This window comes from Parasphingorhabdus sp. SCSIO 66989, assembly GCF_032852305.1.
Taxonomy (GTDB): domain Bacteria; phylum Pseudomonadota; class Alphaproteobacteria; order Sphingomonadales; family Sphingomonadaceae; genus Alterisphingorhabdus; species Alterisphingorhabdus coralli.
This window is the reverse complement of record NZ_CP136594.1, coordinates 2,141,030-2,152,475: the sequence shown is the minus strand read 5'-3', so window position 1 is coordinate 2,152,475 and position 11,446 is coordinate 2,141,030. Positions and strand designations below refer to the sequence as shown.

The 11,446-nt window shown below is 55.3% G+C and carries 13 protein-coding genes; 12 read left to right on the top strand and 1 reads right to left on the bottom strand.

Annotated features, from left to right (window positions below; translation table 11 throughout):
* Positions 1–135 precede the first annotated feature (135 nt).
* The 12 genes from RB602_RS10010 (at position 136) to RB602_RS09955 (ending at position 9,876) form a co-directional block, all read left to right on the top strand.
* Positions 136–1,632, top strand: a complete 1,497-nt coding sequence (locus RB602_RS10010; RefSeq protein WP_317080421.1) for a CoA-acylating methylmalonate-semialdehyde dehydrogenase — start codon at positions 136–138, stop codon at positions 1,630–1,632.
* 75 nt (positions 1,633–1,707) lie between these two features.
* Positions 1,708–2,031 carry a RidA family protein gene (locus tag RB602_RS10005; RefSeq protein WP_317080420.1) on the top strand — a complete coding sequence of 108 codons (324 nt, stop codon included), beginning with the start codon at positions 1,708–1,710 and terminating at the stop codon, positions 2,029–2,031.
* A gap of 66 nt (positions 2,032–2,097) precedes the next feature.
* Positions 2,098–2,334: an AbrB/MazE/SpoVT family DNA-binding domain-containing protein gene (locus tag RB602_RS10000; RefSeq protein WP_317080419.1), complete on the top strand. Its 237-nt coding sequence runs from the start codon at positions 2,098–2,100 to the stop codon at positions 2,332–2,334.
* Entirely contained in the window at positions 2,331–2,744 is a 414-nt protein-coding gene (locus RB602_RS09995) for a PIN domain-containing protein (RefSeq protein ID WP_317080418.1), read from the top strand. The genes RB602_RS10000 and RB602_RS09995 overlap by 4 nt, the downstream gene beginning before the upstream one ends.
* Entirely contained in the window at positions 2,741–3,886 is a 1,146-nt protein-coding gene (locus tag RB602_RS09990; protein ID WP_317080417.1) for an acyl-CoA dehydrogenase family protein, read from the top strand. The genes RB602_RS09995 and RB602_RS09990 overlap by 4 nt, the downstream gene beginning before the upstream one ends.
* A gap of 99 nt (positions 3,887–3,985) precedes the next feature.
* On the top strand, positions 3,986–5,035 hold the full coding sequence (locus tag RB602_RS09985; RefSeq protein WP_317080416.1) for an enoyl-CoA hydratase/isomerase family protein: 1,050 nt from the start codon (positions 3,986–3,988) through the stop codon (positions 5,033–5,035).
* Between the two features lie 106 nt (positions 5,036–5,141).
* Positions 5,142–5,927 (top strand): enoyl-CoA hydratase-related protein, encoded by a 786-nt coding sequence (locus tag RB602_RS09980; protein WP_406568417.1) that lies wholly within the window; start codon positions 5,142–5,144, stop codon positions 5,925–5,927.
* A gap of 148 nt (positions 5,928–6,075) precedes the next feature.
* Complete coding sequence (locus RB602_RS09975; protein WP_317080414.1) at positions 6,076–7,590, top strand: WS/DGAT/MGAT family O-acyltransferase; 1,515 nt, start codon at positions 6,076–6,078, stop codon at positions 7,588–7,590.
* 70 nt (positions 7,591–7,660) lie between these two features.
* The gene (locus tag RB602_RS09970; protein ID WP_317080413.1) at positions 7,661–8,443 is read left to right on the top strand and encodes an esterase/lipase family protein; all 783 of its coding nucleotides are present in this window, start codon (positions 7,661–7,663) and stop codon (positions 8,441–8,443) included.
* Positions 8,444–8,498: 55 nt separating this feature from the next.
* Positions 8,499–8,771 (top strand): hypothetical protein, encoded by a 273-nt coding sequence (locus tag RB602_RS09965; protein WP_317080412.1) that lies wholly within the window; start codon positions 8,499–8,501, stop codon positions 8,769–8,771.
* Positions 8,768–9,655 (top strand): 3-hydroxyisobutyrate dehydrogenase, encoded by an 888-nt coding sequence (gene mmsB, locus RB602_RS09960; protein WP_317080411.1) that lies wholly within the window; start codon positions 8,768–8,770, stop codon positions 9,653–9,655. Before RB602_RS09965 ends, mmsB begins: the two co-directional genes overlap by 4 nt.
* 20 nt (positions 9,656–9,675) lie before the next feature.
* Complete coding sequence (locus tag RB602_RS09955) at positions 9,676–9,876, top strand: hypothetical protein (protein WP_317080410.1); 201 nt, start codon at positions 9,676–9,678, stop codon at positions 9,874–9,876.
* On the opposite strand, the gene RB602_RS09950 is transcribed toward RB602_RS09955, so the two are convergent.
* On the bottom strand, positions 9,873–11,378 hold the full coding sequence (locus RB602_RS09950; protein ID WP_317080409.1) for a TadA family conjugal transfer-associated ATPase: 1,506 nt from the start codon (positions 11,376–11,378) through the stop codon (positions 9,873–9,875). The genes RB602_RS09955 and RB602_RS09950 overlap by 4 nt on opposite strands.
* Positions 11,379–11,446: the final 68 nt, after the last annotated feature.

The following is an 11,446-nucleotide window of genomic DNA, read 5'->3' as shown; positions in this document are numbered from 1 at the left end:
TGAGCAACAGAATTACCGGCAGCAGCGCAAAAGGTGTGTTTTGTTTCAACCGGCGCCGCAATAACAATCTTGAGAATCCAAGGGTTCCGGCCCATAAGCCGGCGCATAGAAAAGAACATCCCCAGGAGAAACATCATGCGTACAGTCGATCATGTCCTAGCCGGTGGCCATGAGGGCGGAGCAGGGCGCACCTCGCCGATTTATGACCCCAATAACGGCTATGTTCAGGCAGAGGTGACGCTTGGGGATGCAGCGATACTCGACAAGGCGGTTGAGGCGGCAAAAGCCGCGCAACCGGCATGGGCTGCGACCAATCCGCAAAAGCGCGCGCGGGTTCTCTTTCGTTTCAAGCAGCTGGTCGAAGCGCATATTGATGAACTGGCGCATCTGCTGTCGTCCGAACATGGCAAGGTGATTGCCGATGCCAAGGGCGATGTGCAACGCGGGCTGGATGTGATCGAATTTTGCTGTGGCATTCCCCATGCGGTGAAGGGCGAACATAGTCAGGGTGCAGGCCCGGGCATTGATGTCTATTCGATGCGGCTGCCGCTCGGCATTGGCGCAGGAATTACGCCGTTCAACTTCCCGGCGATGATCCCGATGTGGATGTTTGGTCCGGCGCTGGCGACGGGCAATGCCTTTATCCTGAAACCCTCGGAACGTGACCCTAGCGTGCCCGTGCGGCTTACCGAGTTGATGGTCGAAGCAGGCGCGCCGGAAGGCATTTTGCAATGCGTGCATGGCGACAAGGAAATGGTCGATGCGATTATCGCGCATCCTGATATTGCCGGGATCAGCTTTGTCGGCTCATCCGATGTCGCGCATTATATCTATTCGCAAGGCACGCTGAAAAACAAACGCGTGCAGGCCATGGGCGGTGCCAAAAACCATGGCATTGTTATGCCCGATGCTGATCTTGATCAGGTGGTGAACGACCTGTCCGGTGCGGCCTTCGGCTCTGCGGGTGAACGCTGCATGGCGCTGCCGGTTGTTGTCCCGGTGGGTGAAGACACTGCCGAGCGGCTGCGTGAGAAACTACTCCCGGCGATCGCTGCGCTGCGTGTCGGCGTCTCCACCGATCCTGAGGCGCATTACGGTCCTGTAGTCACCGGCGCGCATAAGGACAAGGTTGAAGGCTGGATCCAGAAGGGTGTTGATGAGGGCGCGGAACTGGTCGTCGATGGCCGCGGCTTTTCGCTGCAGGGGCATGAGGAAGGGTTCTTTATCGGCCCCAGTCTTTTCGACCATGTGAAGCCTGATATGGAAAGTTATAAGGAAGAGATTTTCGGCCCCGTATTGCAGATGGTGCGCGCCGCGAATTTCGAGGAAGCGCTCGCGCTGCCCAGCCAACACCAATATGGCAATGGCGTCGCGATCTTCACCCGCAATGGCCATGCCGCACGTGAATTTGCGGCGAGGGTCAATGTCGGCATGGTCGGCATCAATGTACCGATCCCGGTGCCGGTTGCCTATCACACATTCGGTGGCTGGAAGCGCTCGGCCTTTGGCGACACCAACCAGCATGGTATGGAGGGCGTCAAATTCTGGACCAAGATCAAAACCGTGACCCAGCGTTGGCCCGATGGTTCGGACAGCGGCGACAATGCCTTTGTTATCCCGACCATGGGGTAAGTCATGGGGTTGAGAGAAACCACGGAGTCCGCCTCTCCTTTTGAAGAGGCTTTCGGCTTTAGCAGGGCCTTAAGAGTGGGCCCGCATATCTATGTTGCCGGTACAGGGCCGATTGAAGATGATGGCAGCTCGACATCAGGCGGCCCCGCCGAGCAAGCCAGGCGCTGTTTTGAACTGATCGAGCGATCTATTGCCGAATTGGGTGGCTCGCTGAGCAATGTGGTACGAACCCGCATGTATCTCACCGATATTGATGATCAAGACACCATCGGCGCGGTGCATGCGGAGTTTTTTAAAGACGTCAGACCGGTTGCAACGATGGTCCAGGTCGCGGCACTGTGCCGGCCTGAATGGCGTATCGAAATAGAAGCAGAAGCGATTGTGGGAAATAGTATCTGACCCATCGTGGGTGATTGTATTGGTTGGCTATTTGTGGCATATCACAATGTGATATCATAGGAGATTATGATGGGCATTCAACTCGGACGCTGGGGCAGAAGCTTGGCATTGCGATTGCCGATGGCGCTTGTTGAAAAGTACGGACTTAAGGAAGGCGACGAAATTGATAACGCCGTGTTTGAGGAAATGCTCCAGAAACAGCGCGAAGATCGGAGAAAGCAAGCAATAGAGAATATTCGTAAGATGCGAATTGAATTGCCGCCTGATTATAAGTTTGATCGGGAAGAGGCAAATGCGCGGTGAACAAGGCCTTTGCGATCGATACCAATATCGCCATCTACGCTTTTGCTGATGATGAGAAGCGCCTTATTGCGGACAAGCTTGTCGGTAATGCTCCAGCGATAAGTGTCCAGCTCCTCAATGAATTTGCCAATGTGATACAAAGAAAGCGCCTTGCAGGACCGGAAAAGCTGACCCGAATGCTATCGGAACTTGCATATGCCGCTTTGTCCGTGAGGGTTGTTGACTTGGCTGTGCATAAGCAGGCTCTGAGGCTTACGTCGCTTCATAATCTCTCCTTTTTTGATGCCTTGATAGTTTCAGCAGCGCTTCTGGACGGCTGTGCCATTCTTTATTCTGAAGACATGCAGCACGGTTTGGTGATTGAAGATCAGCTCCGAATTGTGAATCCCTTCGAAGAAAGTTCCGTATGACCGACCAATTCTCTCTCACCGAAGACCAGCTCGCCATTCAGGATATGGCGCAGAAATTTACGGCGGATGAAATCACGCCACATGCTGCCAAATGGGATGAGGACCATATCTTCCCGCGTGAGACGATTAAAAAAGCCGCCGATCTTGGCTTTGGGTCGATATATGTCTCCGAGGCTTCGGGTGGCATCGGCCTTGGACGGCTTGAGGCGGCATTGATTATGGAGGCGATGGCCTATGGCTGCCCTTCGACCAGCGCCTTTATCTCGATCCATAATATGGCGAGCTGGATGATTGACAGCTTTGGCGATCAGCAGCTTAAGGATCGCTATCTCCCCGATCTGGTGTGTATGGACAAGATCGCCAGCTATTGCCTGACCGAGCCGGGCTCCGGCTCCGATGCGGCGGCGATGAAGACCACCGCGAAGCTGGAGGATGACCATTATGTCCTCAATGGCGCCAAGCAGTTTATCTCTGGTGCGGGCGAGAATGAAGTATATGTGCTGATGGCGCGTACCGGCGAGGATGGCCCCAAAGGCATTAGCTGTTTTGTTCTGGAAAAAGGCATGGAAGGCTTGGGCTTCGGTGCGCTTGAGAAGAAGCTGGGCTGGAACTCGCAGCCGACACGGCAGGTTCTGCTCGACAATGTTCGCGTGCCGGTGACTAATCGCGTTGGTGCTGAGGGCGACGGTTTCCGCTTTGCGATGATGGGGCTGGATGGCGGTCGCCTCAATATCGGCGCCTGTTCGCTTGGCGGGGCGCAACGCTGTCTTGATGAAGCTATGGCGTATACGATGGACCGCAAGCAATTCGGCCAGCGCATCATCGACTTTCAGAATACCCAGTTCACGCTTGCCGATATGGCTACCGATTTAGAGGCAGCGCGCTGGCTGCTCTACACCGCTGCTGCCAAGGTTACCGCCAATGCGCCTGACAAGACCAAATTCGCCGCGATGGCCAAGCGTCTGGCGACCGATAGTGGCTCTAAGATTGTCAATGACGCGCTGCAACTGTTCGGCGGCTATGGTTATTTGCAGGATTACCCGATCGAACGCTTCTGGCGTGACCTGCGCGTGCATTCGATCCTGGAAGGCACCAATCAGGTGATGCGGATGATCATTTCGCGTGAGATGATGCGGCAGTAAAACCTTCGCCTCACGTTCATCTCGAGCCCAGTCGAGAGATGATGGCAATAACGCAAAGTGTCTCGACTTCGCTCGACACGAACGGATAATGATAAAGCCATGACCCAGGACCTGATTATTACCACCGAAAACCGCATTGGCGGCATCAGCCTCAATCGCCCGAAGGCGATCCATGCGCTCAATCTTGCCATGTGCGAGGGTATTATTGAGGCGCTGCAAGGCTGGGCGGAGAATGATGCGATAGAAGCCGTTATTATCGACCATAGCGAGGGCAGGGGCTTTTGCGCCGGCGGCGATATCCGCATGCTGGCCGAAAGCGGAGCGAAGGACGGTATCGAGGCGCAGCAGTTCTTCCATACCGAATATCGCCTCAACCATCTGCTGTTCACCTATGCAAAGCCGGTCGTCGCCTTTATGGATGGCATCACCATGGGCGGCGGTGTCGGCATTTCGCAGCCCGCGCAATATCGCGTCGCCACCGAGAATACGCGTTTTGCCATGCCCGAAACGGGTATCGGCCTGTTTCCCGATGTCGGCGGTGGCTGGTATCTGCCCCGACTTGAAGGGCGGGTAGGGCATTTTCTGGCACTGACCGGCGCGCGGCTCGATGGTGCTGAGTGTTTGGCTCTCGGACTGGCAACGCACTATCTGCCGTCCGAAGCACTGGATGAGGCCAAGGCACGCATAGCGGAACATCCTGGTCGGATAAGCGGGATTTTGGGTGATCTTTCCGCCACTGCTCCTGAAGCGCGCATTATGGGCAATATCGACAAGATCAACCGCTATTTCGCTTCGGATATCTATGAAGAGATACTGGCTGCGCTTGAGGCCAGCGATGACGACTGGGCAGTCAAAGAGCGCGACACGCTTGGCACCAAGAGTCCGCAAACCTGCAAGGTGGCACTGCGCCAGTTGAAGGAGGGGGCGGAAATGCCCGACTTTGCCAGCCAGATGGTGCAGGAATATGCTATCGGCTCACGCGTGGTGCAGCGACATGATTTCATCGAAGGTGTCCGCGCGCTGATTATCGAAAAGGACAACAGCCCGCAATGGGATCCGGCCACACCAGAGGGCGTGACCGACGAGCTGCTCGACAGCATCTTCGCGCCACTGCCTGAGGATGAGAAATGGACGCCGCTCACAACCTAGTTTCGTCACCCTGAACTTGTTTCAGGGTCTCCTGATGCCAGGCAATGAGCGCTTAACAAAGAGATGCTGAAACAAGTTCAGCATGACGAAATCTAGGGAAAGAATGATGCCAGACTTTGAAACCATCCTGACCGAGAAACGCGATGCAGTAACGCTAATTACGCTGAATCGTCCCAAGGCGCTCAACGCGCTGAGCAGTATAGTGCTGGAAGAACTGATCACCGCCTTTGCCGCATTTGAAGCCGATGATAGTCAGCATTGTGCCGTCCTGACCGGCTCAGGTGACAAGGCTTTTGCGGCCGGTGCTGACATTAAGGAGATGTATGAGAAAGCGGCTGCAGACTTTTACTTAGAAGACTTTTTCTCCCGCTGGACTAGCCATTTGGTAAAGGCTGTTCGCAAACCGTGGATTGCCGCCGTCAACGGCTTCGCTCTTGGCGGTGGTTGCGAGTTGGCGATGATGGCGGACTTCATTATCGCATCTGAAAACGCCAAGTTCGGCCAGCCCGAAATCAAACTCGGGGTTGCGCCCGGCATGGGTGGCTCGCAACGTTTGACCCGCGCCATTGGCAAATCCAAAGCGATGGAAATGTGCCTGACCGGACGGATGATGGACGCAGAGGAAGCAGAGCGGTCGGGTCTGGTAGCCAAGGTGGTGGCGCATGATGTTCTGATCGAAGAGACCATGAAAACCGCCAGCCAGATCGCTGCCATGCCGCCAATGGCTGCCAAGGTGAATAAGGAAATGGTCAACGCCGCCTATGAAATGACGTTGGATCAAGGCTTGCTTCACGAACGGCGTCTGTTCCAGATATTGACCGCCAGCGAAGACAAGGCCGAAGGGATGGCCGCCTTTATCGAGAAGCGCGAAGGTAGCTGGAAAGGCCGCTAAGCCTCTCATAGTGAACCGGGTTTTCTATTGGCGCTCGAGCGGACACCGCCCGAACGCCAGTTTACTTGTGCTATGCCCGCTTTCTGTTAGTCTGTCTCCTTATATCAGCACCATAAATTTCATAACAAGCTGATTGAGGGGAATAAAATTGCGCCAGCTACAGGGTATGGACTCGTCCTTTGTTGCTCTTGAGCAACCCAACACGCCTATGCATATCGGGTCGATATTGATTTACGATCCGAGCACGGCCCCGGGCGGTTTTGTCCGGTTCAAAGACATTCTAGACTTCTTTAGATCGCGCATGTCGCTGTCGCAGACCATCCGGCAAAGGCTGGTTAAGGTACCGCTCAATCTGGATTATCCCTATTGGGTTGAGGATCCGGATTTTGATCTGGAATATCATGTCCGCCATATCGCTTTGCCGAAACCGGGTGATTGGCGGCAGCTCTGTATTCAGGCAGCACGTATATTTGCCCGCCCTCTTGACCTGTCGCGGCCGCCCTGGGAATTCTGCGTTATTGAAGGGCTGGATAATGTCGAGGGTGTGCCCAAGGGCAGCTATGCCATGATCACCAAGGTGCATCATGCCGCGATTGATGGCATGTCGGGCATTGATCTGATGGATGCAATGCATACGCTGACGCCTGATGCACCGCCTCCGGAAAAACCGGATGAGTGGAAAGCGGACCGTATGCCCGATCCGCTGGGCTTGATGTTCAAAGGCTATATTCGCGCTTGGACAAATCCGCTGCGTCAGACCAGTCTCTTGGCTAAATCGGCTCCGGGCGTTTACCGTGCGATTAAAGGACTGGTGCAGGATGAATTTGCGCTGGAGCCAGCCATGTCTGCGCCTCGGACACGGTTCAATGTGCCCGTTTCCTCAAACCGCGTGGTTGAAGGGCAGAGTTTTTCGCTGAAAGAAATCAAGAAGTTGCGGGCGCTGACGCCGGGCTGCAAGATCAATGATGTTTTCCTCGCCATTATCGGCGGCGCGCTGCGCATGTATCTGGAATCAAAAGATGATCTCCCGGACAAAAGCCTGACCACTATGGCGCCAATCTCGGTGCGCAGTGAGGAAGAGAAAAACAGTATGGGCAATCAGGTTGCGGCGATGGTCGTGCCGTTGGGTACCCATATTGCTGATCCGGTTGAGCGTTTGCACTATGTCTATGACGAGACCAAGCGCTCAAAGGCGATGACCAATGCGATTGGCGCGCGGCAAATGGCTGATATCAGCAAGGTATCGCCCGCTCTGTTTATGTCGCTGGGTGCGCGGGCCTATTCGCAGCTGGGTCTGGCCAATTATGTGAAGCCGCCATTTTCTACCATCGTTACCAATGTGCCCGGCCCGCCAGTGCCGATCTATTCCAGTGGTGCCAAGATGGTGAGCATGCACGGGCTGCTGTGCCTGACAGATGGGCTGGCGCTCGGCCATGTGGTGCAAAGCTATTGTGATCAGGCGAGTATTGCCTTCACCGCCTGCCGCAAAGCGATGCCTGATCCGGAATTCTACACTGAATGCTTGCGCCAATCCTATGAGGAGATGATGGCAGCTTTACCAGATGAAGAATCGGCTCAAGCGAAGCCCAAAACAGCCAAAAGCCGCAGCAAAACCGCAGCCACCCGCAAGCCCCGAACCCGGAAACAAGCGGCAACGGGCTGAAATTATCTGAAAAACCATATATGATCGCGCTTTATCGCGAACGACACAGGCAACAAGAAAGACACAATTTATGGCCACCGCAAGCACAGTCCCGAGCAATTCTGCCAAGCCACCCAGCCTTCTGTGGAGCATGTTGGAGGGCCGTGCGGTGTTTGAACTCGGATGGTTTTATGCCTTACGCGGAGCAATGACCCAATTGCCTCAGGGTGATGGTCATTCAGTGATCGTGCTGCCCGGATTTATGGCCAGCGACCGCTCGACCCGACCGATGCGCGGCCTGCTTGAGGAGCTCGGCTATGACACCCATGGTTGGGATATGGGCCGCAATGTGATTATTAATCGCGAGCGTGAAAAGGCGATGAATGATCTGTTGGATCGGGTCTATCGTCTTGATGAACGCAAGGTATCGCTGATTGGCTGGAGCCTTGGCGGCGTTTTCGCTCGTGAGATCGCAAAAATGGCCCCGGAGAAGGTGCGACAGGTGATCACCCTGGGAAGTCCGATCTCCAATGACCGCAACCACAGCAATGCGCGGCATCTGTTCGAGGCGCTGAATGGCGAAGAACCGGAACCGTTGCGCGATGGACGCTATCTCAACATTGATGAGGCGCCGCCTGTTCCGACCACGTCGATTCTGACCAAGACCGATGGCGTTGTCGCCTGGCGCGGTTCGGTGCAGAAGCCGGGTCCGCAGACTGACAATGTTGAAGTCACTGCCAGCCATATTGGATTGGGCGTCAATCCGCTGGTTATGTACGTCCTGGCCGACCGCTTGGCGCAGCCTGAGGACGATTGGAAACCGTTTGACCGCTCGGGATGGCGCCGGATGGTCTTTGGCGAGATCAAAGCCTAGCTTTCGTCGCGGGGCAATTATGATCTAATCGTCTATTCATTAGGTGGCTGGGCAGATGGAAGATGCGTTAAAAGGCGGCCTTCTATTATTGGCTTTTGGCTGTGTTCTTCTTTGGATTGGCTGGTGTCACTGGCGTTATCGTAATACCGATAACATCAATATCATCGAAGTTATGATCCTCAAAATCGGTGGTGCTGATGAACCTTTGCCGAGGACCGATTTTGATAGGTTCCTCTCTTATGCCCAAGCCTTTTTATGCTTTCTATTTGGCGGCTCTGCGGTAATTGCAGGAATAGCTATAATCTTGAATCATTGGGGTTGGATATGAAGATCGGTTTTATTGGCCTCGGCAATATGGGCGGTGGTATGGCGGCCAATCTGGTTAAGGCCGGCCATAAGGTGACTGCGTTTGATCTTTCTGGTGAGGCGCTGGCCCGGGCGGGTGCCGCGGGATGTGAAGCGGTATCCGAAGTCGAGCAGGCGGTTTTGGGGCAGGAAGCGGTGGTGACCATGCTGCCCGCTGGCAAGCATGTGCGGCAGGTTTATGCCAATCACGTCATTATGGCAGGATCACCGGGGACACTGGTTCTCGATTGCTCGACTATTGATCTCAACACCGCCACCGATATCGCCGATATGGCCAATGCCAAGAAGATGCTGCCGGTTGATGCGCCGGTTTCTGGCGGAATTGCTGCGGCCAATGGCGGTACGCTGACATTCATGGTTGGCGGTAGCGAGGAAGCCTTTAAACGCGCCGAGCCGATCCTTTCCGATATGGGCAAGGCGGTGATCCATGCCGGTGGCAATGGCGCGGGGCAGGCGGCGAAAATCTGCAACAATATGCTGCTTGGCTCGACCATGGCCGCCACTTGTGAGACTTTCAAATTGGCCGAGAAAATCGGACTTGATCTAAAGACTTTTTACGACATTTCCAGCCAGGCTTCAGGTCAAAGCTGGTCAATGACAAGCTATTGTCCGGTGCCGGGTGTTGGTCCGCAAAGCCCTGCCGACAATGGCTATGAAGGTGGGTTTGCGGCAGCATTGATGCTGAAAGACATGCGCCTCGCGCTTGATGCTGCGCGTTCAGTGAAAGCCGAAGTGCCGATGGGTGAGCGTGCCGAGCAACTCTATAGCGCTTTTGTCGAGGCTGATAGCCAGGGTCTCGATTTCTCCGGGATCATCACCGCGATGGACAGCATCAGCGCCGCTTAAAGCGACTCTGATCATTAGCTATGGACGAATTGGCCAATCACCCTTGGGGTATTGCGGCGGTTGCTGCTGTGATGGTCGCGATCATTTGCGCTCTTATGGAAAAGCGGCGCAATGATCGTGTCGATCTGGAACGTGTCGGCTTTATGCCGTGGAACCTGATCATGGTGCTGTCGCTGATAATAGGGGCTTTCGCCGCCGGACTAGGCCTGCGCGGGCTTTAGAGACAGGCCTCAAGGAAAGGTTGATCGAAGCCAAATTGGCGTGCTTTTTCAAGCGTATAAGGGCGCAGGCCAGTGGAACGATACTCGCCCATGATCTTGCCGTCGGCGCTTTCGTCGAGATACTCAAACTTGAACAGCTCCTGCGTCACGATAACATCGCCTTCCATACCGATCACCTCGGTAATGTTGGTGGTGCGACGAGAACCATCACGCAGACGCTTCACCTGAACGATCAGATCCACCGATTCGGCGATCTGGCGGCTGATCGCCTCTTTCGGAATCTTGATGTCGCCCATCATGATCATGTTTTCCATACGGCCAAGACACTCACGCGGGTTGTTGGCGTGGAGCGTACACATGGAGCCATCATGGCCAGTATTCATCGCGGCGAGCAGGTCGAAACACTCCGCACCACGAATCTCACCCAGGATGATGCGGTCCGGGCGCATACGCAGGGCGTTTTTGACGAGGTCACCAATGCTGATCGCCCCCTTGCCCTCAAGGTTGGGCGGGCGTGTTTCCAGCGGCAGCCAGTGCGGTTGTTGCAGACGAAGCTCGGCGGCATCCTCGATGGTCAGCACACGCTCGCCCGGGTCAATCATCTTCGACAGGGCATTGAGCATGGTGGTTTTACCCGAACCCGTACCGCCCGAGATCACCACATTCATGCGACTGGCACCGGCGATCTTCAGCGCGGTGCACATTTTTTCCGACATGGAACCAAATTCTTTCATCATGTCGAGCGTGATGGGTTTGTCGGAGAATTTACGAATAGAGATGGCGGTGCCGCGAAGTGAGAGCGGCGGGATGATGACGTTGACACGGCTACCATCCTTGAGACGGGCGTCAGCCAGCGGGGTTGTCTGGTCAACACGACGGCCGACCTGATTGACGATCCGCTGTGCGATCTGCAGCAGATGCTCTTCATCGCGGAACTGGATCGGGGCGATGGCGAGCTTACCCTTTTTCTCGATATAGGTCTGTTCCGGGCCGTTGACCATGATGTCCGAAACATCCGGGTCGGACAGCAGCTCTTCGAGCGGACCAAAGCCCAGCAGTTCGTCAATCAGCACCTTTTCCAGAGCAAACTGCTCGCGCCGGTTCAGTGTGAGCTTAAGCTCAGCCAACACCTCGAGAATGATCGGGCGGAACTCTTCGGACAGTTCTTCCTTGGTCAGCGTCGCAGCGGCTTCCGGGTCAACACGTTCCAGCAGCCGCGGTAGGACCTGTTCCTTGATCTTGTGGACCGACGCCTCAAAGCCTTCGGGCTTGGGTGCTTCCTCGGCAAGAGCATTGGCGCGGTCGGTAAGCCGCGCCATGGCATCGCTGTCGGAGACTGGCGGTGGAGGTGCCTCTCCGGGTAGTTTGGCCTCATCAACAGGCGGAAATTGCTCGGCTTTATCCTCTTTGGCGACATCTTGGGCACTGCCGCCTTTCATTGGCCGGGCAACGCCAAATTGTGGGCGGTTGCCCATGCCGTTTTTCCGACCAAATGCACTCATTCTGCCTGCCCCATAATATCTGTCTTATGCGCCCGAAAGGCCCAAATATGTGTGGTTGGATAAGGTAA

Bases quoted from the DNA above. Each gene is read 5' to 3' on its own strand.
- RB602_RS09950 (WP_317080409.1), bottom strand. From the start codon at position 11,378: ATGAGTGCATTTGGTCGGAAAAACGGCATGGGCAACCGCCCACAATTT.
- RB602_RS10010 (WP_317080421.1), top strand. From the start codon at position 136: ATGCGTACAGTCGATCATGTCCTAGCCGGTGGCCATGAGGGCGGAGCA.
- RB602_RS09955 (WP_317080410.1), top strand. From the start codon at position 9,676: ATGGACGAATTGGCCAATCACCCTTGGGGTATTGCGGCGGTTGCTGCT.
- RB602_RS09985 (WP_317080416.1), top strand. From the start codon at position 3,986: ATGACCCAGGACCTGATTATTACCACCGAAAACCGCATTGGCGGCATC.
- mmsB (WP_317080411.1), top strand. From the start codon at position 8,768: ATGAAGATCGGTTTTATTGGCCTCGGCAATATGGGCGGTGGTATGGCG.
- RB602_RS09970 (WP_317080413.1), top strand. From the start codon at position 7,661: ATGGCCACCGCAAGCACAGTCCCGAGCAATTCTGCCAAGCCACCCAGC.
- RB602_RS10000 (WP_317080419.1), top strand. From the start codon at position 2,098: ATGATGGGCATTCAACTCGGACGCTGGGGCAGAAGCTTGGCATTGCGA.
- RB602_RS09990 (WP_317080417.1), top strand. From the start codon at position 2,741: ATGACCGACCAATTCTCTCTCACCGAAGACCAGCTCGCCATTCAGGAT.
- RB602_RS09965 (WP_317080412.1), top strand. From the start codon at position 8,499: ATGGAAGATGCGTTAAAAGGCGGCCTTCTATTATTGGCTTTTGGCTGT.
- RB602_RS09980 (WP_406568417.1), top strand. From the start codon at position 5,142: ATGCCAGACTTTGAAACCATCCTGACCGAGAAACGCGATGCAGTAACG.